General features: G+C 71.0%; 18 protein-coding genes, 1 tRNA gene and 1 other RNA gene. 16 read left to right on the forward strand and 4 right to left on the reverse strand.

The window, feature by feature from the left end:
• Positions 1 to 15 precede the first annotated feature (15 nt).
• From F9B98_RS14065 to F9B98_RS14080, 4 genes are all read left to right on the forward strand, one after another.
• Complete coding sequence (locus tag F9B98_RS14065; RefSeq protein ID WP_150958528.1) at positions 16 to 906, forward strand: proline iminopeptidase-family hydrolase; 891 nt, start codon at positions 16 to 18, stop codon at positions 904 to 906.
• A gap of 34 nt (positions 907 to 940) precedes the next feature.
• On the forward strand, positions 941 to 2,365 hold the full coding sequence (locus F9B98_RS14070) for an APC family permease (RefSeq protein WP_150958529.1): 1,425 nt from the start codon (positions 941 to 943) through the stop codon (positions 2,363 to 2,365).
• Positions 2,362 to 3,288: an acetamidase/formamidase family protein gene (locus tag F9B98_RS14075; protein ID WP_150958532.1), complete on the forward strand. Its 927-nt coding sequence runs from the start codon at positions 2,362 to 2,364 to the stop codon at positions 3,286 to 3,288. Before F9B98_RS14070 ends, F9B98_RS14075 begins: the two co-directional genes overlap by 4 nt.
• A 49-nt stretch (positions 3,289 to 3,337) precedes the next feature.
• Positions 3,338 to 3,429: transfer RNA gene (locus tag F9B98_RS14080), tRNA-Ser, on the forward strand.
• A gap of 49 nt (positions 3,430 to 3,478) precedes the next feature.
• Here the strand turns inward: F9B98_RS14080 and F9B98_RS14085 are convergent.
• From F9B98_RS14085 to F9B98_RS14095, 3 genes are read right to left on the reverse strand one after another with little or no spacing between them, the layout of a single operon-like run.
• Positions 3,479 to 5,800: a DUF3488 and DUF4129 domain-containing transglutaminase family protein gene (locus tag F9B98_RS14085; RefSeq protein ID WP_191966902.1), complete on the reverse strand. Its 2,322-nt coding sequence runs from the start codon at positions 5,798 to 5,800 to the stop codon at positions 3,479 to 3,481.
• Entirely contained in the window at positions 5,787 to 7,031 is a 1,245-nt protein-coding gene (locus F9B98_RS14090) for a DUF58 domain-containing protein (protein ID WP_150958537.1), read from the reverse strand. Before F9B98_RS14090 ends, F9B98_RS14085 begins: the two co-directional genes overlap by 14 nt.
• Before the next feature lie 8 nt (positions 7,032 to 7,039).
• The gene (locus tag F9B98_RS14095; RefSeq protein WP_150959096.1) at positions 7,040 to 8,092 is read right to left on the reverse strand and encodes an AAA family ATPase; all 1,053 of its coding nucleotides are present in this window, start codon (positions 8,090 to 8,092) and stop codon (positions 7,040 to 7,042) included.
• Between the two features lie 167 nt (positions 8,093 to 8,259).
• Here F9B98_RS14095 and F9B98_RS14100 point away from each other — a divergent pair, with 167 nt between their 5' ends.
• The 9 genes from F9B98_RS14100 (at position 8,260) to ffs (ending at position 17,972) form a co-directional block, all read left to right on the forward strand.
• Positions 8,260 to 9,192: an ROK family protein gene (locus F9B98_RS14100; protein ID WP_150958539.1), complete on the forward strand. Its 933-nt coding sequence runs from the start codon at positions 8,260 to 8,262 to the stop codon at positions 9,190 to 9,192.
• Positions 9,193 to 9,281: 89 nt separating this feature from the next.
• Positions 9,282 to 10,487: an ROK family transcriptional regulator gene (locus F9B98_RS14105; RefSeq protein WP_150958541.1), complete on the forward strand. Its 1,206-nt coding sequence runs from the start codon at positions 9,282 to 9,284 to the stop codon at positions 10,485 to 10,487.
• Between the two features lie 138 nt (positions 10,488 to 10,625).
• The gene (locus tag F9B98_RS14110) at positions 10,626 to 11,984 is read left to right on the forward strand and encodes an extracellular solute-binding protein (protein ID WP_150958543.1); all 1,359 of its coding nucleotides are present in this window, start codon (positions 10,626 to 10,628) and stop codon (positions 11,982 to 11,984) included.
• Between the two features lie 2 nt (positions 11,985 to 11,986).
• On the forward strand, positions 11,987 to 12,919 hold the full coding sequence (locus F9B98_RS14115; RefSeq protein ID WP_150958545.1) for a carbohydrate ABC transporter permease: 933 nt from the start codon (positions 11,987 to 11,989) through the stop codon (positions 12,917 to 12,919).
• Positions 12,916 to 13,827, forward strand: a complete 912-nt coding sequence (locus F9B98_RS14120) for a carbohydrate ABC transporter permease (protein WP_225310359.1) — start codon at positions 12,916 to 12,918, stop codon at positions 13,825 to 13,827. The genes F9B98_RS14115 and F9B98_RS14120 overlap by 4 nt, the downstream gene beginning before the upstream one ends.
• 30 nt (positions 13,828 to 13,857) lie before the next feature.
• On the forward strand, positions 13,858 to 16,884 hold the full coding sequence (locus F9B98_RS14125; RefSeq protein WP_150958547.1) for an alpha-mannosidase: 3,027 nt from the start codon (positions 13,858 to 13,860) through the stop codon (positions 16,882 to 16,884).
• Positions 16,885 to 17,059: 175 nt separating this feature from the next.
• The gene (locus tag F9B98_RS14130; RefSeq protein ID WP_150958549.1) at positions 17,060 to 17,584 is read left to right on the forward strand and encodes a hypothetical protein; all 525 of its coding nucleotides are present in this window, start codon (positions 17,060 to 17,062) and stop codon (positions 17,582 to 17,584) included.
• Between the two features lie 133 nt (positions 17,585 to 17,717).
• Positions 17,718 to 17,855, forward strand: coding sequence for a hypothetical protein (locus F9B98_RS16015; protein WP_191966859.1), 138 nt, complete (start codon positions 17,718 to 17,720; stop codon positions 17,853 to 17,855).
• Between the two features lie 20 nt (positions 17,856 to 17,875).
• An RNA gene (gene ffs, locus F9B98_RS14140) (signal recognition particle sRNA small type) lies at positions 17,876 to 17,972 on the forward strand.
• Positions 17,973 to 18,016: 44 nt separating this feature from the next.
• Here the strand turns inward: ffs and F9B98_RS14145 are convergent.
• Complete coding sequence (locus tag F9B98_RS14145; protein WP_150958551.1) at positions 18,017 to 18,682, reverse strand: NUDIX domain-containing protein; 666 nt, start codon at positions 18,680 to 18,682, stop codon at positions 18,017 to 18,019.
• Positions 18,683 to 18,723: 41 nt separating this feature from the next.
• On the opposite strand from F9B98_RS14145, the gene F9B98_RS14150 reads away from it, so the two are divergent.
• From F9B98_RS14150 to F9B98_RS14160, 3 genes are read left to right on the forward strand one after another with little or no spacing between them, the layout of a single operon-like run.
• On the forward strand, positions 18,724 to 19,482 hold the full coding sequence (locus F9B98_RS14150; protein ID WP_150958554.1) for a DeoR/GlpR family DNA-binding transcription regulator: 759 nt from the start codon (positions 18,724 to 18,726) through the stop codon (positions 19,480 to 19,482).
• Between the two features lie 58 nt (positions 19,483 to 19,540).
• Positions 19,541 to 21,685: a phosphate acetyltransferase gene (gene pta / locus F9B98_RS14155; protein ID WP_150958556.1), complete on the forward strand. Its 2,145-nt coding sequence runs from the start codon at positions 19,541 to 19,543 to the stop codon at positions 21,683 to 21,685.
• Positions 21,682 to 22,914, forward strand: coding sequence for an acetate/propionate family kinase (locus F9B98_RS14160; RefSeq protein ID WP_150958558.1), 1,233 nt, complete (start codon positions 21,682 to 21,684; stop codon positions 22,912 to 22,914). The genes pta and F9B98_RS14160 overlap by 4 nt, the downstream gene beginning before the upstream one ends.
• The last annotated feature ends 2 nt before the right edge of the window (positions 22,915 to 22,916 follow it).

The following is a 22,916-nucleotide window of genomic DNA, read 5'->3' on the forward strand; positions in this document are numbered from 1 at the left end:
GTCCACGATGACTCCATGCAACGCGAGATCACCGTCCCCTTCCGCGACGGCTTCACCTGGGCCCGTCTGACCGAACCGGCCGAGCCCACCGGCACGGCGCCCCTGTTCGTGCTCCACGGCGGGCCGGGAATGGCGCACAACTACGTCTCGAACCTCGACGTCCTCGCCGATCTGACCGGGCGCACCGTCGTGCACTACGACCAGATCGGGTGCGGCAAGAGCTCGCACCACCCCGAGGCCCCCGCCTCGCAGTGGGTGCCGCAGCTCTTCGTCGACGAGTTCCACAACCTGCGCGAGGCGCTCGGCTTCGACGAGTACCACGTGCTCGGTCAGTCGTGGGGCGGCATGCTCGGGGCCGAGATCGCCGTGCGTCAGCCCGCGGGGCTGCGGAGCCTCGAGATCTGCAACTCGCCGGCATCCATGGCCCTCTGGCTCGCGGGAGCAGCGCGACTGCGTGCCGAGCTTCCCGACGAGGCCCGCGAGGCCCTCGACCGGCACGAAGCCGCCGGCACCCTCGACGACCCCGAGTACGCCGAGGCCACGCGCGTCTTCTACGAGCGTCACGTGTGCCGCGTCACGCCGATGCCGCAGGACTTCGTCGACAGCGAGCAGCAGATGCTCGCCGACCCCACGGTCTACTTCACGATGAACGGCCCGAACGAGTTCCATGTCGTCGGCACGGGTCGCGACTGGACGATCATCGACCGCCTGCCCCGGGTCGCCGTGCCGACCCTCGTGGTCGCCGGCGAGTTCGACGAGGCCACTCCCGAGACCTGGGAACCCTTTGTCGAGCACATCCCCGGCGCTCGTTCGCACGTGTTCGCCGGAGCGAGCCACTGCACCCACCTCGAGATGCCCGACGCCTTCCGCGCGGTCATCGCCGACTTCCTCGCACCCCTTCCCTGACACCCGCCCCACCCCACCCGAACCAGGAGACCCGATGTCGCACCCCGCCCCCGAGGCCCAGCAGTCGCTGGAGTCGTTCGGCTACAAGCAGGAGCTCAAGCGCTCCATGTCCACCTTCGACCTCGTGGTCTACGGCCTCGTGTTCATGGTGCCCATCGCCCCCTGGGCGATCTTCGGCGTCGTCTTCAACGCCGCGAGCGGCATGGTGCCGCTGGTCTATCTCACCGGGGTGGTCGCGATGATCTTCACCGCCCTCGCCTACGCGCAGATGTCGAAGGCGTTCCCGATCGCCGGCTCGGTCTTCTCGTACGTCGGTCGCGGCCTGCACCCCACCGTCGGCTTCTTCGCCGGGTGGGCGATCCTGCTCGACTACCTGCTCGTGCCGACGCTGCTCTACGTCTTCGCCGCGTCCTCGATGGCGGGCATCTTCCCCGACGTTCCGCAGTGGATCTGGGCCGTGGCCTTCGTCATCATCAACACCGTCATCAACGTCCTCGGTATCGGGTCGATCAAGATCGCCAACCGCGTCATGCTCGCCATCCAGCTCGCCTTCGTGGTGATCTTCGTCGTGATCGCCATGGTCGCCCTGTCGTCCGGCACGATCCCGGGCGCCGAGTTCACCATGGCTCCGCTGTGGGATGCCGAGAAGGTCAACCCCGCGCTCATCGCCACCGCCCTGTCGATCGCGGTGCTGAGCTTCCTCGGCTTCGACGGCATCTCGACCATGGCAGAGGAGTCCACCGGTGACCGGAAGTCCGGCGGCCGCGCCATGATCATCGCGCTGCTCGTGGTCGCGGTGCTCTTCATCGCGCAGACCTGGTTCGCCAGCGCCCTCGCCAACGGCACCATCGCGTTCGGCGACGACGAGGTCAACAACGCCTTCTTCCTTCTCGTGGCCAAGGCCGCCGGCAGCGGGTGGGCGACCGCCTTCCTCGCCGTCAACGTCATCGCGGTGGGCATCGCCAACGCGGTTGCGGCCCAGGCGGCGACCTCTCGCCTGCTCTACTCGATGAGCCGCGACCGGCGCCTGCCCGCCTTCCTGTCGAAGGTCACCTCGCGCCAGGTGCCGATGGCGGCGATCCTGCTGGTGAGCGCCATCTCGCTCGTGCTGGTGCTGTTCTTCGTCGGCCAGATCGCCGTGATCTCGTCGCTGGTGAACTTCGGCGCCCTGCTCGGCTTCCTGCTGCTGCACGTGTCGGTCGCGGCGTACTACCTCGGCAAGAAGAAGTCGAAGAACTACCTCCTGCACCTCGTCGTTCCGCTGGTCGGCTTCCTCATCATCGGATACGTGCTGCTGAACGCCGACGTGACCGCCAAGATCGGCGGCATCCTGTGGCTGGTCGTCGGCGGGGTCGTCTACGTGATCTTCGCCCGCAAGAACGGCGGGGCCACCGGGCCCCTGCCCGAGCACGCCATCGCCACCGCCGGTGAGGGCGGCGGAGAAGTGGCCTCGCGATGACCGAGGAGCACTGGCTCGGCAAGGAGCACGGTCGCCCGGGATACGACGCGTCGGTGCCTCCGGCGCTGCGCATCCAACCCGGAACAGGGGAGAGGATCGCGCTCGAGACCGACGACGCGGTGTACGCCGAACTGCACGAGCACGGTGACCTCGGCGCGCTGAAGGCTCCGATCAACCCGGTGACCGGCCCCGTGTACGTCGAGGGCGCGAAGCCCGGCGACGCCCTCGTGGTGCACGTGCACGAGATCCGCCTCGGCGCGTACGGGTGGTCGCAGAGCCTCCCCGGCGCCGGAGCGCTGCAGCACCGCATGCCCGATCACGTCGTCAGCAGGCGCATTCCGATCGACGCCGCGGGCGTGCACCTGACCGACCGTCACGTGGTGCCCGCGCGCCCGATGATCGGCTGCATCGGCACGGCGCCTGCCACCGGGTCGAACTCGACGGTCATGCCGACGACCGCCCTCGGCGGCAACATGGATCTCACCGACGTCGCCCCGGGCGCCACGGTGTACCTGCCCGTCGAGGTCGAGGGGGCGCTGCTGTCGATCGGCGACATCCACGCCGTGATGGCCCGCGGCGAGTCGTCGTTCGTCGCCATCGAGGCGGCGGGCGTCGCGGTGGTCTCGATCGATCTGATCCCGGATGCCGGGCTCCGGGCGCCCCGCGTCGAGACCGACGCAGAGTGGATCTTCGTCGGCCTGGGCGACCCGGTGCAGGAGAGCATCCGCCGCGGCTACGAGGACGTCTTCGACGAGCTCGTCGACGTGCGCGGATGGGACCGCATGGACGCGTACGCGGTCATGAGCGCTCTCGTGCACAGCGAACTCGGCGGCCCGACCGGCTCGCAGGCCCCCGACCCGCTGCACCCGTTCCGGGCTGTGGGGGCGGTGACCCTCCACCGCCTGCCGAAGAGCGTGCTCTGACCCGGGGTCGGTTCGAGCGGGGCGCAAGGGCCGTGTAGGATCGTCCCTTGGAAGTGTGTCCGAGCGGCCTAAGGAGCATGGCTGGAATCCATGTAGGCGGGGTAACTCGCCTCGCAGGTTCAAATCCTGTCACTTCCGCCACACGAAGAGCGTCACCCGAGAGGGTGGCGCTCTTCGCTTTCCCCGGCGGCTACCGAGACACGCTCTCGCGCTCGACCGCGCCGACGGCGCCGGGCCGCACGACGAGCGAGCGGGGATACGCCCGCGCGAGCACCCGGCGCAGCGGGGTCGCTCGCCCCTCGAGAGCGGCGCGCACTCCCGCGACGGCGGCGACGAGAGCGGGCCCCTGCGCGGGATCGAGGCTGTCGCCCGCGTAGCTCACCCGTTCGACCGCGTCGCGCAGCAGCTCGACGTCGTCGGGCGAGGCACCGTGCCCGTCGACGAGCACCCCCGCGAAAGCGCGCGGAGACAGAGCGGACGAGACCGGGATGCCGAGATCCACCGCGTCCTCCAACATCGCCGTCCACGCCGCCACCGGGTCGCCCGCACGCGCGGCGGCGAGGCGTCGGCGACGCAGAACCGATCGCGCCACGGCGGGGACCCCGGCCAGCAGGAGCAGCACGACGACGCCAAGGACCGGAGCGACCCACGCCGTGCTCTGTCGTGCGGTCACCGAACCGCCACCGGTGGCCTGGGCGCCCGGGTCGTTCTCCGCCGCCGTCGACGGCGCCGAGGTGGGCTGGTCGGCCGGGGCGTCGGCATCCTGGCTCGGGGTGTTCGGGGTGGTCGTGTTGTTCCCCGAAGAGCCCGAGGCGAAGTTCGTGGGCACGCCGAGGCTGTTCGTCGGCTCGAACGGGACCCACCCGATGCCGTCGAAGTACACCTCGGGCCACGAGTGCAGCTGGCTCGAGGTGACCGTGTACTCGGCTCCGCCCTGCTGGCCCAGACTCGAGGCCGTGCCCGGCAGGTAGCCGATCACGATGCGGGCGGGGATGCCGAGGGTGCGGGCCATCACGGCGAAGGCGGAGGCGTAGTGCACGCAGTATCCCGCGCGCACCTGCAGGAACTGCGCCACGGCGTCGAGACCCGCTCCGTCGAATCCCGCATCGACGGGGGCGTCGAGCGAGTAGCGGAACTGGCTGCTGCGGAACCAGTTCTGCAGGGTCACGAGCTTGTCGTACGGGGTCTGCGCGTTCGCCGTCACCTCGAGCGCGGTGTCGCCGATGATGGCGGGCACGTCGGCGGGAAGGGCCGTCAGGGTGGCGTCGAGACCGGAGGTTCCCACCGTCTTGGAGCGGATCTGCTCGAGGGTCGGGCGGGGAACGTTCGCCTGCACCTCGTACACCTGCTCGCGCGTCGACCCCGCGCGGGTGACGACCGTGCGGTTCTGCGGCATGCCGAGCCAGTCGCCGTTCAGCCCGGTCACCGTCGAGGCGGGGTAGGGGACGGGCAGCCAAGGGCTGTCGAGCTGGTCGACGGTGACCGTGGTGGTCCAGTCGGCCAGGGTGATGTCGGAGTCGACGCCCACGCGGTCGAAGACGGCGCCGTCCGCGGGAACCGAGACGGTGTCGAAGGTGTCGGGCTCCCACACCGCGCCGTCGAAGCGTGACAGGGTGACGGCCCGCAGGTAGGGAGCCGTGGGGCCGGTCGTGCGCACGGTCAGCACATCGACGTCACGGGGTTGGCGCAGGTCATTGCCCAGCTCGAGGTTGGGGTTGATCGTCGTGCCCAGTCCGCCCGTGCCGCCGCTGGCGAAGCGCAGACCCGGCTGGGGGAGCAGGGGGGTGGCGACGACCGCCACGATGACGGCCACGGCGGCGACCCCGAGGGCCGTGGCCGACACCCCGAACAGGCGGCGGGGCGCGGGGGCGGGGGTGCGGTCACCCCGCGCGCGTGGGGCGGCCGCGCGCGCTCGGGTGTCGATGCGCAGCAGGAACAGCAGCGCTGCGGCCAGCAGCACGAAGCTCACGACGTTGACGTCGGAGGGGATCGCGATCGTCGGGATGAGCGAGACGGCGACGAGGCCGACGCCGGCGAGAAGCGGCATCCGGGCCGTCAGCACGACGTGATCGAGCACGATCGCCAGAGCGCCGATCGCGGCCACCAAGAGGAACGCCAGCCCCTCCTCGGGAGGGACGGGGGCGACGCCGTCGCGGATCTCCGCCGAGGCCTGAGCGATCAGCCCCGGGACAGAAGCGAAAGTCGACGGGGTCGGGATGATGCCGAGCAGGGCCGTGGACCGGCCGAAGATCGCCGTGAGCAACACGATCCACACGGCGATCTCGGCGATGCTCGCCACCAAAGCCGGCAGGCGCGACAGGCGCACCGCCAGCCCCGCGCCGAGCGAACCCCCGGCGACGAGGACGGCGCCGGCGACCCACGCCCCCGGGGCGATGACCGAGAAGACCGGCAGCATCGCGGCGGCGATCGCGGCGAAGAGGCCGATCGTCAGCAGCGTGGCATCGCGGCGGCGGCGCGGCGTGCGCAGCACGGTGAGGTCAGCGAGCGACACGGGCGTACCCCTGTTCCATCGCGTCGTCCCAGGCCCGGGCCACGTCGGCACCCGGGCGCAGGAGGACGGCCCGCCACCCCGAGGCGTGCAGCGCGTCGAGCTCGGCATGGTCGGCGACCACGATCAGCACCGGAAGCGCCGAGTGGGTGCCCGCGGCGCCGAGGGCCGCGCGATCCTCGGGCTGCAGGTCGCCGGTGATCACGACGACCGGACCCAGCATCGCCGAGACCGTCGCCGGCACCACGCGGTGGGACGCATCGTCGGCGCGGGCTCGCAGACTCGCGAAGCCCGCGGCGACCGCTCGGGCCTCGGCGTCGTCGCCGCCCTCGACGGGGTCGGTCAGGAGGGTGCCGTCGCTGTCGACGACATCGACGGTGTAGCCCTCGTGCACGAGATGCGCCACGGCCGAGACGCACGCGGTCACCGCCGTCTCGAAGGCGGGGTCGCTGCCGGGGGCGTGCGAGGCCACGGGCGACCACCGCGACAGGGCGCGGTCGATCACGACGGTGGCGGCGGGGGAGGACTCCTGCTCCTCCTGGCGGACCATGAGGGTGTCGCGGTGGGCGGTCGCCCGCCAGTGGATGCGCCGCATCGAGTCGCCCGGGGCGTACGGGCGGGCGACGAGATTGTCGGCGCCCTGGCCGAGCTGCAGGGCCGCGGTCTGCCGCATCCCGCCCGCCTCGCCCGAGGCCGAGGGCAGCGGGGCCAGATCGAGGATCGCCGGGGCCACCGTGACCGCGGTCGTGCGGCCGAGCGAGATGCGCCGACGGATGAGCCCGAAGGGATCGGTCGTCGTCATTTCGAGGGGTCCGATCGAATGGATGCCGCGCGACGCGCCGACGACGTCGTAGCGCACCTCGACCGCGCCCCCGGCGCCCGACAGCGTCGACGGGATCGGTGCCGACGTGCCCTGGGCGTGGCCGGACAGACCCGCGGGGAGCGTGTCGCTCCATCTGCCCGGGCCGGTCGGCAGGGCGCTCGACAGACCCGCGCGCACCAGGACCGTGGCCGTGCCGCCGACTTCGGGGGTCTCGGGGGTGACGACCCGGGAAACGGAGCCGGTGCCGCGCGTCAGCAGCAGAGCCACCGCCGATGCGGCGAGCAGGGCCACGAGCAGAGTGGCGAAGTACAGCAGTTCGGGGATGCCGGCGCGCTGCGCGACGACGAACCCCGCGACGGCGAGGAGGATGGCCCCCGTGCCCCGCAGGGTGAAAGGCCAGAGGCGCTTCACGCCGCTGCTCACGGACGGGGCGCGAGGGGAACGCGCACGCTCGTCGCGATGCGCTCGAGGGCGTCGGCGACGACCGCGGCCCCGGCCCGGCCGCCCGCGGCCGAGCGATTGGCGATGAGGCGGTGGGCGAACACCGGCGACAGCAGGGCCGTGATGTCGTCGGGGATGACGTACGCGCGACCGTCGAGAGCGGCGCGGACCTTGGCGGCGCGCACGAGCTGCAGGGTCGCGCGCGGGCTCGCCCCCAGCCGGATGTCGGGGTGGCTGCGCGTGGCCTGCGCGAGCGCGACGACGTACTCCTCGAGCGCCGGGGCCACGTGCACGCCCCGCGCCCACGCGATCATCGCGGTCACCTGGCGCGCCGTGACGACCGGCGCCACGCCGTCGAGGGGGTTCACCGTGTCGCGCTGGCGGAGCATGAGCGCCTCGGCCGCGGCATCCGGGTACCCCATCGAGATGCGCAGCAGGAATCGGTCGCGCTGCGCCTCGGGCAGGACGTACGTGCCCTCCATCTCGAACGGGTTCTGCGTCGCCACGACGAGGAACGGCGAGGGGAGCACGTGCGTGCGGCCGTCGACCGTGACCTGGCGCTCCTCCATAGCCTCGAGCAGCGACGACTGCGTCTTGGGGGAGGAGCGGTTGATCTCGTCGGCGATGACGATGTGGGCGAACACCGCGCCGGGGGTGAATTCGAACTGCCGCTGCACCGGATTGAACACCGACACGCCGGTGATGTCGCCCGGCAGCAGGTCGGGGGTGAACTGGATGCGGCGCACGTCGGCGTCGACGGTGGCGGCCAGGGCCCGCGCGAGCATCGTCTTGCCCACGCCCGGGACGTCCTCGATCAGCAGGTGACCCTCGGCCAGCAGAGCGATCAGGGCGCTTCGGACGGCGTCGGGCTTGCCGTCGATGACCTTCGACACGGATGCCAGGATCTCCCCGGTCAGGTGGGCGAACGACGCCGCGTCGAGGGCGGTGTCGACCCCGGGGCGGGTCGGGGCGGTGGCGGTGTCGCCGCGGCGCAGCCGCGTGGTCGCCTCGGGCGTGACCGTCTCGTCCATGGCATCCCTTGTGTCGCGGAGGCGGAGGCGCGTCATCGCCGCCGTGACCCGATCGTAACCCGCGCCGTGGAGGCGGGGGCCGGAATGCCGCGGGTCACAGGCGTCACTCGGCGAGAGCGGTGCGCCCCTAGGATCGGGGAGCGTTGGTCCACCCGAGGAGCCCGCGCATGTCGCACACCACCCCGTCCCTGCCCGCCACCGGTTACGTGCTCGCCGTCGACATCGGCGGGACGAAGGTCGACGCGGCCCTGGTCTCGGCCGCGGGCGAGGTCGTTCGCGCGAGTGTGACGCGCCGCCCCACGGGGCGCGAGAACGACCGCGCCACCATCGCCCGTCACGTGCGCGAGGCCGCCGAGGGAGCGCTCGCCGCGGTGCCGGGGGCGGCGGTCGCCGCGATCGGGGTCGGCAGCGCCGGACCGGTCGACCTGCCCTCGCGCTCGGTGTCGCCGCTGAACCTCCCGCTCGCGGCCGGGCTGCCCATCGACGAGGTCCTGGGCGGGCTCGTCGACGGGCCGATCCACCTCGCGCTCGACGGCACCTGCATCGCCCTCGCCGAGCACTGGCGCGGTGCTCTGGTCGGCTGCGACGACGCGATGGCGATCGTGGTGTCGACCGGCGTCGGCGGCGGTCTCGTGCTGGGCGGTCGCCCGGTCAGCGGGTCGAGCGGCAACGCGGGGCACCTGGGCCAGACCTTCGTGCGGACCATCGAGGACGGCGAGGTCGTCTCCGCCACGCTCGAGGCCGTCGCCGCGGGGCCCGGCACCGTCGCCTGGGCGAAGTCACAGGGCTGGGAGGGCGAGACCGGCCTCGATCTGGCCGCTTCGCACGCGGAGGGGGATGCCACGGCGATCGCCGCCGTAAGCCGGTCGGCGACCGCGGTCGGCCAGGCCATCGCGGCTGCCGCCACCCTGTGCGACCTCGAGGCAGTGGCGATCGCCGGCGGCTTCTCTCAGGTCGCCCCCGACTACATCGATCAGGTGCGCGCGGCCGCCGAGGCGGCGTCGCTGCACGCGTACGCGCGCCGCTGCCGCATCGTCGGATCCGGTCTCGACGGCGACGGCCCCCTGCTCGGTGCGGCCGCGCTCGCGCTGCAGTCCTGAGCGCGCGGGACGCGCGAGGCGCGCCGATGGGCGGGCGTAATCTGGACGAAAGGGCCCGCGCCGCGGACCGGCGAGCGAGGACAGGGGTCATGCGAACCGGATCCAACCTGCCCGCGGTCGGGGAGTACAACCAGACCCTCGTGCTGGATCACATCCGTCGCTCGCCCGAAGGGCTCAGTCGGGTCGAGCTGACCGCGCGCACCGGGCTGAGCGCGCAGACGTTGAGCAACGTCACGCGTCGCCTGGCCGACGAGGGACTCATCGTCGAGGCGGGCAAGGTCATCTCCGGCCCCGGCAAACCCCGGACGCTGCTCAAGCTCGCGCCGCGCTCGCGATTCGCGGTGGGCGTGCACCTGGATCCGGTGGTCGACACGATCGTCGTCGTCGACATGGCGGGCGAGGTCGTTGCTCACGACGAGATCGCTCGTCCGGCCGCCTCGACTCCCGAGGGACTTGTGCAGGCCGTCGGCGCCGCCGTCGACGCGATCGTCGAGCGCGCCGGCATCCCTCGCGATCTCGTTCTCGGGGTCGGTGTGGCCGCGCCGGGCCCCTTCGACGCGCGCGGGGGACGCCTGCTCGACCCGCCGCTGCTGCCCGAGTGGCACAACGTCAACGTGCGCGAAGACCTCGGCGCCGTCACCGGTCTTCCCGTGATCGTCGAGAAGGACGTGACCGCGGCGATGGTGGGCGAGATGTGGTTCGACCGCTCCGACGCCCTGGGCGACGCGATGTTCCTGTACTACGGCGCCGGTGTCGGTGTGGGCCTCGCGATCGCGGGCGCCCCGGTGCGCGGACGCACCGGCAACGCCGGCGGGATCGCCCACGTCAACGTCGATCCCGCGGGTCCCGCCTGCGCCTGCGGGGCGCGCGGGTGCCTCGGAGTGTCGATCGAGCCGCGGGTCCTGCTGGCGGAGGCGGGATTCGCTCCCGCCACGGCCGGCGACACCCGTTCCGATCTCGATCGGCTCGTGCACGACGCCCGCGAGGGCGAGGAGCGCTCGGTCGAGGTGCTCCGCCGAGCGGGGGAGCGCATCGCTCGGGCGCTGGTGGTGACGAACAACCTGCTCGACGTCGACGAGGTCGTCCTCGGGGGTCCGGTGTGGGAGCGCCTGGAGGGGGTTCTGGGTGACATTGTCGCCGCCCGTGTCGCCGTCGATCCGGCGTCGACCGCGACCCGCGAGATCGTCGTGCGGCGCTCGAGGGTCGGGGCTGACGTCGCCGCGGTCGGTGCCGCCTGCCTCATGCTCGACGGCGCGTTCTCGGCGCGCCCGGCACGCATGATGATCGCTCTCTGACATCGGCGGCCACGCCTCATAGCGGGGCGTATTCCGATCGTTACGCACGTCCGGGGCGCTTCGACTTGCCGAGTTAGTCCATTTGATTTATAAAAGGTTCTGGCGACGCGGTGTCTCCACCCGAGCAAGGGAGCTTTCATGAAGAAACTGACGATGGCGACCGGTCTTCTGACCGCCACCGCCCTGACCGTGGCCCTGGCCGGCTGCTCTGCCGGTGGTGCGGGCGCGGGCGACGGCAAGACGATCCGCGTCGCGTACCAGACCACGGCGACGTTCAACCAGATGCAGACGCTCATGGAGAACGCGAAGAAGGAGTACGAGGCCGCCCACGAGGGCATGACCGTCGAACTCGTGCCGATTCAGGCCGAGGGCGCCGACTACTACACGAAGCTCGCGCTCATGAACAAGTCGGCCAGCACAGCGCCCGACGTCCAGTACGAAGACACCTTCAAGATCCAGTCCGACGCCGCGGCGGGGTACCTGCTGCCCCTCGACGACTACCTCGCCACGTGGAGCGACTGGTCGCAGTTCGCCGAGGGCGCCAAACAGGCCGGTCTCGGCCCCGACGGCAAGACGTACGGCGTCTCGCTCGGCACCGACACCCGCGGCCTCTGGTACAACAAGGAGATCTTCGCCAAGGCCGGCATCTCGGTGCCGTGGCAGCCCAAGACCTGGGCCGACGTGCTCTCCGCCGCCGAGAAGGTCAAGGCGGCCGACCCCGACGTCATCCCGATCAACGTCTACTCGGGCAAGACCGCGGGCGAGGCGGCATCCATGCAGGGTCTCGAGATGCTGCTCTACGGCACCGAGGACACCCTCTACGACACCTCCTCGAAGAAGTGGGTCGTCGGCAGCCAGGGCTTCAAGGACTCGCTGCAGTTCGTCTCCGACGTCTACCAGGGCGGCCTCGGACCCTCGCTCCAGCAGGCGCTCGACCCCAACATCTTCACCAGCGTGACCGCCGATTGGCTCCCCTCGAGCAAGCTGGCCATCGCTCTCGACGGCTCGTGGCAGTCCGCCGCGTGGGTCGACGGAGGCACCGCCGCCTGGCCCGCGTGGAGCGACACCCTCGGCATCGCCGCGATGCCGACGCAGGAGGGTCAGGCGCCCGGCACGACCAGCATGTCCGGCGGATGGACGCTCGCGATCGGCAAGAACACCAAGAACGCCGACGCCGCGTGGGACTTCCTCTCGACCGCGGTGAACAAGGACAACGCCACCGCGTACAACATCGACAACAGCCAGATCGCCGTCCGCGCCGACGTGGCCCAGTCCAGCGAGTACCTCGACGCCAACCCGAGCTTCAAGACCTTCTCGAGCTTCGTCGACACCACCCACTTCCGCCCCGCGACCGAGGACTACGACAAGATCTCGAACCAGATCCAGGTCGCCATGGAAGCCGTGATGACCGGGCAGTCCAGCGTCGATGACGCCGCCGCCGCTTACGACCAGGCCGTCATCGGCATCGTGGGCGAAGACAACACCCAGCAGGGCTGATCGTGACCGCCCTGGCCCAGACCGGGGCGACCGGAACCGATCGGGGGTCGCGCGCCACGACGCGCGGCCTCCGGTCGTCGGCCCGGGCGCTCCCGCTCCTTCCCGCAGCGCTCCTGCTCGCGGTCTTCCTGCTCGGCCCGATCCTCGTGTCGCTGTGGGGTTCGCTGACCAACGCGACGCTGTCGGGCTCGACCGCGGTGGCGAGCGAGTTCGTCGGCTTCGACAACTACACCCAGCTCTTCAAGGCACCCGACTTCCCGGTCGCGGTCGTCAACACGATCGTCTTCGTGTTCTTCTCGGCCGTCATCGGTCAGAACATCCTGGGCCTCGCTCTCGCGCTCATGATGCGCTCGGGCAACCGCGTGGTGACCGCCGTGGTCGGCACCATCGTCGTCACGGCCTGGGTCCTGCCCGAGATCGTCGCGGCTTTCGCCGCGTACGCCTTCTTCCGCGACAACGGCACGCTCAACGCCATCCTCGCGATCTTCGGTCTCGACCCCGTCAGCTGGCTGTTCACCCTGCCGGTGCTCATGGTGATCTTCGCCAACATCTGGCGCGGTACGGCCTTCTCGATGATGGTCTACTCGGCGGCTCTGGCCGACGTGCCGCCCGAGATCACCGAGGCCGCAGAGGTCGACGGCGCGAGCGGCGTCAAGCGCCTGTTCCTCATCACGATCCCCATGATCCGCTCGACCATCGGCACCAACTCGATGATCGTGACGCTGCAGACCCTGTCGGTCTTCACGTTGATCTTCGTCATGACCGGCGGCGGCCCCGGCAACAAGAGCACCACGCTGCCGATCCTCGCCTACCAGCAGGGTCTGAAGTTCGGCGAGCTCGGATACGGCACCGCAGTCGCCACGATCATGCTGCTCATCGGCGCGATCTTCTCCTTCTTCTACGTCCGCGCGCTGCGCGAGGAGGTCTCCTCATGACCACCGCCACCCTTCCCGAGGTCACCGGCGCCCGGGCGCGGGCGCCGCGCCGCGCTCCCGCACGAAAGAAAGCGTCGCTGTCGTCGCCGCGCACCCGCGCGCTCCGGGTCGTCGCCAACACGCTGCTGATCGTGGTCGGCATCCTGTTCGTGGTCCCGCTCGTGTGGCTCGTCACGGCCTCGCTCGATGCGCAGCCCACGCTCGCGATCAAGATGCCCGAGGTGGTGACCCTCGACAACTTCGCCGCCGTCATGAAGCCCGACCTGCTCTTCCTGCCGCTGTGGAACAGCGTGCTGCTGGCCGGCGGCACCTCGATCGCCACGGTCGTGCTCGCCTCGCTCGCGGCGTACCCGCTCTCGCGGTACAAGATGCGCGTGGGCAAGCCCTTCCTCTATGCGGTGCTCTTCGGCACGTGCCTGCCGATCACCGCGATCATGGTGCCGGTCTACAGCCTGTTCGTGCAGCTGAATCTCATCGACTCGATCGGCGGCACGATCCTCTTCCTGACCGCGAGCGCGCTGCCGATCGCGATCTGGATGATGAAGAACTTCATGGACGGCGTGCCCGTCGAGCTCGAGCACGCCGCATGGATGGACGGTGCGGGATCGATGCGCACCCTCGTCCAGATCGTGCTGCCGCTCATGCGCCCGGGCATCGCGGTGGTGTTCATCTTCACCTTCATCCAGGCGTGGGGGAACTTCTTCGTCCCCTTCGTGCTGCTGCTCAGCCCCGACTACCAGCCGGCGGCGGTCAGCATCTTCAACTTCTTCGGGTCGTTCGGAGCCGTGGCCTACGGCCAGCTCGCGGCCTACTCGATCGTCTACTCCCTTCCGGTCCTCGGCCTGTACGTGCTCGTCCAGCGCGGACTCGGCGGCCCGTCGGCCCTCGCCGGCGCGGTCAAGGGCTGACCCGTCCCCCCAGACAAGGAATCCACCCCCATGCACGACCGCACAGCGCTCATCGAGATGCGCATCGAACGCTTCGTCCGCGAGCGTCTCGCCCCCGCCGTCTACCGTTCCCGCCAGCCCCTCGAGATCTCGGCCTGGGTTGCCCCGGGCGAACCCGTGACCTTCGAAGAGGCTCGGGATGCCGACTACCAGCCCTTCGCCATCGGTACGCCGTGGGGCCGGGCGTGGGGGACCACGTGGTTCGCCGTGTCGGGGGAGGTCCCCGCCGCGTGGCGGGACGCGGCGGGCGAGCTGCCCGAGGGGACGGTCGCCGAGTTCGTCGTCGACCTGGGCTTCACCGCCGGGCAGAGCGGCTTCCAGTGCGAGGCGCTGGTGTGGAACCGCGAGGGAGCCCCGATCAAGGGCATCTCCCCGTTCAACAACGCCACCGCCGCGGCGATCGACGCGGACGGACGCGTGGACGTGCTCGTCGAGGCCGCCTCGAACCCCGACGTCGGGAGCCTGTTCACGTTCGAGCCGACCCCGGTCGGCGACCCCGCGACGGCGGGGGACGCGCCCCTGTACGTGCTGCGCGAGATGTCGATCGGGCTCCGCGACGTCGCGGTGTGGGAACTCCTGCAGGACTTCCGCCTGCTCCACGGTCTGCTGGCCGAGCTCGACGCGACCTCCGCGCGCCGCGCGACCCTTCTCGAGGGATTGGATGCCGCGATCGACGCGGTCGATCCCCACGACGTCGCGGCGACGGCACAGGCGGGCCGCGACGTGCTCGCTCCTCTGCTCGCGGCGCCCGCGGCATCCAGCGCTCATGTCCTGCACGCGGTCGGGCACGCGCACATCGACTCGGCGTGGCTCTGGCCGGTGCGCGAGACCGCCCGGAAGGTGTCGCGCACGTTCAGCAACGTGCTCTCGCTCATGGATGACGACCCCGAGTTCGTCTTCGCGAGCTCGTCGGCGCAGCAGTTCGCGTGGATGAAGGAGCACTACCCCGCGCTGTGGGAACGCTTGAAGGCCCGCGTCGCCGAGGGGCGCTTCGTGCCGGTGGGCGGGATGTGGGTCGAGTCCGACACCAACATGGTCGGCGGTGAGGCGATGGCCCGGCAGTTCGTCGAGGGCAAGTCGTTCTTCCTCGAGGAGTTCGGCATCGACACCGAGGAGGTGTGGCTGCCCGACTCGTTCGGATACAGCGGCGCTCTCCCGCAGATCATGAAGGCCGCCGGCGCGCGCTGGTTCCTGACGCAGAAGATCTCGTGGAACGAGACCAATCGCATCCCGCACCACACCTTCCGGTGGGAGGGCATCGACGGTTCGCGCATCTTCACGCACTTCCCCCCGGTCGACAAGTACAACTCCGAGGTCACGGCGGCCGACCTCGCCCACGCCGAGCGCAACTTCGCCGACAAGGGCCGGGCGCGTACGTCGCTCCTCCCCTACGGCTTCGGCGACGGAGGTGGCGGACCCACTCGCGAGATGACCGCGACGATCGCGCGCACGGGCTCGCTCGAGGGCGCGCCGATCGTGAAGCACTCGACCCCGCGGCAGTTCTTCGAGACGGCCGAGGCCGAATACGCCGATCCCGCCGTCTGGGCGGGGGAGCTATACCTCGAGTTCCACCGCGGCACGTACACCAGCCAGCTGCGCACGAAGCAGGGCAACCGCCGCAGCGAGCACCTGCTGCGCGAGGCGGAGCTGTGGGCGGCGACCGCCACGGTGCGCGCGGGTACGGAGTACCCCGCCGAGGCGCTGCGCCGCCTGTGGCGACTGGTGCTGCTCCAGCAGTTCCACGACATCCTGCCCGGCACCTCGATCGCCTGGGTGCACCGCGATGCCGAGCGCAACTACGCCGCGATCGCGGCCGAGCTCGAGCAGATCATCGCCGACAGCCTGCGGGCGCTCGTGGGCACCGGTGACCGCGCGGTCGTGGCCAACGCCGCGCCGCACGGCCGGGCCGGCGCCCCCGCGCTGGCGATCGCCCCGCGGAGCACCGCGGGCGACGTCGCGCCGCGGGCCGAGGGCGACGGCTGGGTGCTCGACAACGGCATCGTCCGCGCCGTCGTCGACCGCCGCGGCCTGATCACCTCGCTCATCGAGGTGGCATCCGGTCGTGAGGTCGTGCCCGCCGGTCAGGCGGCGGGACAGTTCGAGATCTTCCGCGACACCCCCACCCAGTGGGATGCGTGGGACATCGACGAGACCTACCGTCGTCACGCCACCGCCGTCGAGGCCGCGGATCGCATCGCGGTCGACGGTGACGCGATCGTCGTTGAGCGAACCGTGGGCACGTCCACGATCGCTCAGCGCATCGCGCTCGCGGAGGGCTCGCGCACGGTGCGGCTGTCGCTCGACGTCGACTGGCACGAGCAGCAGAAGTTGCTCAAGCTCCGCGTGCCCGTCGACGTGCACACCGACCGTGCGGCATCCGAGATCCAGTTCGGTCACATCGTGCGGCCGACCCACACGAACACCTCGTGGGACTCGGCGCGGTTCGAGACGGCCGCGCACCGGTGGGTGCGCGTCGCGGAGAGCGACTTCGGCGTCGCCGTGACGAACGACTCCACCTACGGCCACGACATCACGCGCCACGAGCGCGAGGCCGGCGGCACCTACTCGCTCGTGCGACTGTCGATCATCCGCTCGGCGATGTTCCCCGACCCCGGTCAGGATCAGGGCGCGCACCACCTCGAGGTCGGTATCGTCGTGGGCGCCGAGGTCGCGGACGCCGTCGCCGAGGGCTACCGCACGAACCTGCCGGTGCGTGTGATCGCGGATGCCGCCGAGACCGAGGTCGCACCGCTGGTCTCGATCGACGAGTCGAGTGTCGTCGTCGAGGCGATCAAGCTCGCCCAGGACGGCTCGGGAGACGTCGTCGTGCGCCTGTACGAGGCGCTCGGCCAGCGGGTGCACGCGCGCCTCGAGGCCGGGTTCGAGGTCACGGGCGTCACCGAGACCGACCTGCTCGAGCGCCAGGTCGACGCCGCGGCGGTGTCGGACGTGACGGGTGGAGTCGTCGAACTCGACCTGCGTCCGTTCCAGCTGGTGACGTTGCGTCTGAAGCGCTGACCGTGTGAAGACGGAACGGCCGGGGCAGCAGACGCCCCGGCCGTTCCCCCGTTCGCGGGGTGGCGGGGGGACCTCCTCTGTCGCTGCGCTCGTCGCTCGGCCATCTCGGCCCCGGGCGGCACGCGCGCGCTGAGGCCTTCAGCCATTTCCTCACTGGCGGCCCTACCGTCCGGCTATGTCGTCTCCCGCCCGACGGCGCCGCCCCGCCCCGCTGCGCACCACCCCCGCCGTGCGCGTCGCTGCCGTGCTCTCGTTCCTCTACGGCGTCGCCGCCGCGACGCTGGGCGTGTGGTTGAGCGTCGCCCTCGCGACCGGTCGGGGTCTGGGCGCCGACACCCACGAGTACCTCGTCTTCCGGGGCGTGACGACGGCGATCGTCTTCGCGCTGCTGGCGGGGGCGGTGTTCGTGACCGAGGCGTTCCTCGTGCTGCGCGGCGCGCGCGGGATCGGGGTCGTCGTCGTCGCCGGGATCATCGCGTTCGGCGGCCTGATCGGCGAGGTGATCGAGGCGGTCACGGGAGGGGATGCCGCGTCTCTCGCAATCGGCGGGGGCGTCATCGCCGCGGCGGCCCTGCCCGCGGTGCTGCTCCTTCTTCCGCGGGGATCCCGCGCGGCGCCTACCGTGAGTCCGGGCGCCGACCCCGGGACCACCCCGCCCGGGATGATCCCGCCCGAGATCACATCCCCGCCACGGCCATGAGCACGACGGATGCCGCCATCGCGCCGATCTGCGCGCGGTCGAGCCGTGCCGGCATCGCGCCCGGGACCATCTAACGCGCTGGGGTGCGACACGCCAGAGCGGCGAGCTCCTGGCGGCCTCGGGGTGCCTCGCCGTGCCGATCGTCGATGCGAGCGGCCTCGCCGCCGGGGCCATGGCGTTCTCCGGCCCGCGACACCGCGTCGATGATCCCGGCGACGTGCTGGCGGCCCTGCGCCCGGCGGCCGACGCCCTCGCACCGCTGATGGTGTGACGCGGATCGGGTAGGCTGTACACGGCTCTCCGCGTGGCGGTATCCCGGCCAACTCCCCCAGGACGGAAACGTAGCAAGGGTAACCAGGCTCTACCGGGTGCGCGGAGGGTCTTTTCTTTTGCCTTCGCCCGGGTCCGGATGCCGTGCCTCAGCGCCGGGTCTCAGCGCCGGGCGAAGGGCCCGTCGAGCACCGCCCACTGCAGCAGCATGATGGTCTTGGCATCCTGGATCGATCCGTCGCGGATCATCTGCATCGCCTCGTCGATTCCGTACTCGAGGATCTCGATCTCCTCGTCCTCTTCGGCCAGGCCCCCGCGGTCGCCCTCGCGCTCGGCGCCGTCGTAGGCCGCGGCGAAGAAGTGCAGGCGCTCGGTGACCGATCCCGGGCTCATGTACACGTCGAACACGTGCTGCACCTCGTCGACGCGCACCCCGGTCTCCTCCTCGGCCTCGCGGCGGATCGCGGTGATCGGGTCGTCGTCGTCGAGCAGACCCGCGGCGGTCTCGACGAGCATGCCGTCGGGGTGGTCGTTGACGTAGACCGGGTAGCGGAACTGCCGCGTGAGCAGCACGGTGCGTCGCTCGGGGTCGTAGAGCAGGATCGTCGCGCCGTTGCCGCGGTCGTAGGTCTCGCGGGTGAGGGTCGTCCACTCGCCGTCGTCGCCCTGGTAGCGGAAGGTGGTCGTGCGCAGGACGTGCCACCCGGCGGCGAGCACCTCGACGTCGGTGACCTCGACCCGGGGGTTGCGGTCGAGATCACGTCCGGTGAGGTGCAGGCCGGTGCGGCCGCGGTGGTCGGGGACGGTGGTGCCGGGGCGAACGTTCATGACTCGGAACGATAGTGCAGAAACGTGCAAGAATGTGAACCATGCTCGCCGCCGCCCGCAAAGACGCCTTGCTCGATCGGCTCCGGCGCGACGGCCGCCTCGTCGTGAAAGACATCGCCGTCGAGCTGGGGCTCTCCGAAGACAGCATCCGCCGCGACCTTCGAGAATTGGATGCCGCGGGGCTCGCCGTCCGCGTCTACGGCGGGGCGCTCCCGGCGTCGCCCGCCGTCGCCGACTACTTCGCCCGCCGCGAGGTCGCCCGGGGGAGTAAAGAGCGGGTGGCGGCCGCAGCCGTGGCCCTTATCGATCCCGGCTCCACCGTGCTTCTCGACGGCGGCACGACCACCCTCGCTCTGGTCGACGCGCTGCCGCGCTCGTTCGCGGGGACGATCATCACGCACTCGCCGACGATCGCCGCGGCCCTCCTCGAACACGACGCCGAGGTCATTGTGCTCGGTGGCCGCCTCTTCAAGCACTCCGCCGTGGCTTGCGGGGCCGCGGCGATGGAGGCGGCCCAGAACGTGAGCGCCGACCTCTTCTTCTTGGGCGTGACCGGCGTGCACCCCGAGACGGGATTGTCGACGGGGGATGCCGAGGAGGCGGCGATGAAGCGCGCGCTCGCCGCCCGCGCGGCCGAGACGTACGTTCTCGCGAGCGAGGAGAAGCTCGGAGCGGCCTCGCGCTTCGGCATCCTTCCGCTCGACGGAGTGTCGGGGATCATCGCCGACCTCGACCCCGAGACCGAGCTCGCGGGGGAGCTGCGCGCGGTGGGAGCCCGCCTGCTGCCCGCCTCGTCCTGATCACTCGACGCCGAAGCAACCCCGGGGCGGTGTCGGAGGCCCGCAATAGGCTGGATCCGTGACGCAGAGCATCTACATCACGTCGGCCGAAGGTCATTCGGGCAAGTCCTCCGTGGCCCTCGGGGTCCTCGACGCGCTCAGTCGCGTCACTCCGCGCGCGGGGGTGTTCCGGCCCATCGCGCGCTCCACCGCCGAGCGCGACTACGTGCTCGAGATGCTGCTCGACCACGACAGCGTCGATCTCGCCTACGACGATTGCGTCGGCGTCACCTACGACGACGTGCGCGACGACGCCGAGGCGGCTCTCGCGCGGATCGTCGAGCGCTACAAGGCCGTCGAGGCGCAGTGCGACGCGGTCGTCATCATCGGCAGCGACTACACCGACGTCGGCAGTCCCGCCGAGCTCGCCTACAACGCCCGGATCGCGGCGAACCTCGGCGCCCCCGTCCTGCTGGTGCTCGGTGGCCGCGCGCAGCAGGGGCACAGCGAGACGCTCGGCATGTCGGTCGCACGTACGCCGCACGAGGTCGGCCAGATCGCCTCTCTCGCCGTGGCAGAGCTCCAGCACGAGCGGGCGGCGCTCTTCGCGGTGATCGCCAACCGCGCCGATCCCGACCACCTCGACGAGATCACGGCATCCGTTCGTCAGGTCGTCGACACCGTCCCCGTCGGGGCTCCCGCCGAGCGGCGGAGCGTGCCCGTGTGGGCGCTTCCCGAAGACCGCTTCCTCATCGCCCCCTCGGTGCGCGGCGTGCTGCGCTCGGTCGAGGGCGAGCTGATCAAGGGAGACCCGGCCCTGCTGACCCGCGAGGTGCTTGACGTCGTCGTCGCCGGTATGTCGATGGTCAACGTCCTGCCGCGCCTCAAGGAGTCCGCGGTCGTGGTCATCCCGGCCGACCGCAGCGAGGTGCTCATCGCCGCCCTGCTGGCCAACGCCTCGGGCACGTTTCCCTCGCTCGCGGGCATCGTGCTCAACGGCGGCTTCGAGCTGCCCGACGCGATCGTGCGCCTGATCGACGGTCTCGGCTCGCCCCTGCCCATCATCGCGACCGATCTGGGCACCTACGACACCGCGGTTCGCATCATGAACACGCGCGGCCGCCTCGCTGCTGACTCGCAGCACCGCTATGACACCGCCCTCGCCCTGTTCGAACGCCACGTCGACACCGAGTTGCTCACGCGCGAGCTGGGCGTTGCCCGCCCGAGCGTGGTCACCCCGCTCATGTTCGAGTACGGCCTGGTCGACCGCGCCCGCAGCGACAAGCGCCGCATCGTCCTGCCCGAAGGTAATGACGACCGCGTGCTGCGCGCCGCGGCCACCGTCCTCTCCCGCGGCATCGCCGACCTCACGATCCTCGGCGAGCCGATCGAGGTGCGCGGACGCGCGATCGAGCTCGGCATCGACATCCGCGACGCCGAGGTGCTCAGCCCCTTCGACGCCGTGCACGTCGACAAGTTCGCCACCGAGTACGCGCGGTTGCGCGCCCACAAGGGCGTCACCTATTCGCAAGCGGCCGACACCGTCACCGACGTCTCCTACTTCGGCACGCTCATGGTGCACCTGGGCCTCGCCGACGGAATGGTGTCGGGCGCCGCGCACACCACGGCCCACACCATCCGCCCCGCCTTCGAGATCATCAAGACCGCCCCGGGTGTCTCGGTCGTCTCGAGCGTGTTCCTGATGGCCCTGGCCGACCGGGTGCTCGTCTACGGCGACTGCGCCGTCATTCCCGACCCCACGAGCGAACAGCTGGCCGACATCGCGGTGTCGTCGGCGGCGACGGCCGAACAGTTCGGCATCGACCCGCGCGTGGCGATGCTGTCGTACTCGACGGGGGAGTCGGGCACCGGCGCCGATGTCGAGAAGGTCCGCACCGCCACCGCCCTCGTGCGCGAGAGGGCGCCCGAGCTGCTGGTCGAGGGGCCCATCCAGTACGACGCCGCCGCCGACGCGGCGGTCGCCCGCGCCAAGATGCCCGGTTCAGAGGTGGCCGGGCGTGCGACGGTGTTCGTCTTCCCCGATCTCAACACCGGCAACAACACCTACAAGGCCGTGCAGCGCTCGGCCGGCGCCGTGGCTATCGGCCCCGTGCTGCAGGGGCTCAACAAGCCCATCAACGATCTGTCGCGCGGCGCCCTCGTCGACGACATCGTGAACACGATCGCCATCACCGCGATCCAGGCGCAGGGGGGCACCCAGTGAGCGTCGTGCTCGTCGTCAACAGCGGCTCGTCGTCGTTCAAGTACCAGCTTCTCGACATGGCGCGCGAAGAGGTTCTCGCCTCGGGTCTCGTCGAGCGCATCGGCGAGGGGACCGGTGTCGCGAAGCACACGGTGAAGGCGGCGGCTCTGGCAGCCCCCGACGCTCCGGCGCCGACGGTGACGGATGCCACGTCCACGATCGAACGCGAGATCGCCGATCACACCGCCGGCTTCGCGGTCATGCTCGACGCCTTCGCCGCGCACGGGCCCTCGCTCGACGAGCACCCGCCGGTCGCCGTCGGCCACCGCGTCGTGCACGGGGGTGCGCGGTTCTTCGCGCCGACCGTCGTCACGCCCCTCGTCGAGATCAACATCGACGAGCTGTCCGTGCTGGCGCCTCTGCACAACCCGGCGAATCTCGCCGGGATCGTGGCCGCCAAGAAGGCGTTCCCCGACGTCCCGCACGTCGCCGTCTTCGACACCGCCTTCCATCAGTCGCTGGCGCCCGAGGCCTACACCTACGCGATCGATCGCGAGGTCGCCGAGGCCCACCGCATTCGCCGATACGGCTTCCACGGCACGAGCCATAAGTTCGTCAGCGAGGCCGCCGCGGCCTTCGTCGGTCGACCGCTCGGCGAGCTCAAGCAGATCGTGTTCCACCTCGGCAACGGCGCCTCGGTCGCCGCGATCGAGGGTGGCCGCTCCGTCGACACCTCGATGGGCCTCACCCCGCTCGAGGGCCTGGTGATGGGCACCCGCTCGGGTGACCTCGACCCCGCGGTGCTCCTCCAGCTCGCCCGCCGCGCCGACATGTCGATCGCCGACCTCGACACGCTCCTCAACAAGCGCTCGGGACTGCTGGGGCTGGCCGGGGTGTCCGACATGCGCGACATCGGAGAGCGGAGGGATGCCGGCGACCCGGCCGCCCAGCTCGCCTTCGACGTGTACATCCACCGCCTCCGCGCCTACGCGGGTGCGTACCTCGCGCAGCTCGACGGGGTCGACGTCATCTCGTTCACCGCGGGGGTCGGCGAGAACTCGATCCGCGTCCGCGAGGAGGCCATGGCCACCCTCGGCTTCGCGGGCGTCGAGATCGACCCCCAGCGCAACGCCTCGCGAGAGCGCGGCATCCGACGCATCTCCACCGACGCCTCCCGGGTCGAGGTGCTCGTCGTCCCCACCGACGAGGAGCTCGAGATCGCTCGGCAGACGCTGTCGGTCACCCGCTGATT

The sequence above is a fragment of the Microbacterium testaceum StLB037 genome (genome assembly GCF_008763945.1).
Taxonomy (GTDB): domain Bacteria; phylum Actinomycetota; class Actinomycetes; order Actinomycetales; family Microbacteriaceae; genus Microbacterium; species Microbacterium testaceum_G.

Coding starts and splice junctions, on each gene's coding strand:
- F9B98_RS14065 (WP_150958528.1), top strand. CDS start 16: ATGCAACGCGAGATCACCGTCCCCTTCCGCGACGGCTTCACCTGGGCC.
- F9B98_RS14070 (WP_150958529.1), top strand. CDS start 941: ATGTCGCACCCCGCCCCCGAGGCCCAGCAGTCGCTGGAGTCGTTCGGC.
- F9B98_RS14075 (WP_150958532.1), top strand. CDS start 2,362: ATGACCGAGGAGCACTGGCTCGGCAAGGAGCACGGTCGCCCGGGATAC.
- F9B98_RS14095 (WP_150959096.1), bottom strand. CDS start 8,092: ATGGACGAGACGGTCACGCCCGAGGCGACCACGCGGCTGCGCCGCGGC.
- F9B98_RS14100 (WP_150958539.1), top strand. CDS start 8,260: ATGTCGCACACCACCCCGTCCCTGCCCGCCACCGGTTACGTGCTCGCC.
- F9B98_RS14105 (WP_150958541.1), top strand. CDS start 9,282: ATGCGAACCGGATCCAACCTGCCCGCGGTCGGGGAGTACAACCAGACC.
- F9B98_RS14110 (WP_150958543.1), top strand. CDS start 10,626: ATGAAGAAACTGACGATGGCGACCGGTCTTCTGACCGCCACCGCCCTG.
- F9B98_RS14120 (WP_225310359.1), top strand. CDS start 12,916: ATGACCACCGCCACCCTTCCCGAGGTCACCGGCGCCCGGGCGCGGGCG.
- F9B98_RS14125 (WP_150958547.1), top strand. CDS start 13,858: ATGCACGACCGCACAGCGCTCATCGAGATGCGCATCGAACGCTTCGTC.
- F9B98_RS14130 (WP_150958549.1), top strand. CDS start 17,060: ATGTCGTCTCCCGCCCGACGGCGCCGCCCCGCCCCGCTGCGCACCACC.
- F9B98_RS14145 (WP_150958551.1), bottom strand. CDS start 18,682: ATGAACGTTCGCCCCGGCACCACCGTCCCCGACCACCGCGGCCGCACC.
- F9B98_RS14150 (WP_150958554.1), top strand. CDS start 18,724: ATGCTCGCCGCCGCCCGCAAAGACGCCTTGCTCGATCGGCTCCGGCGC.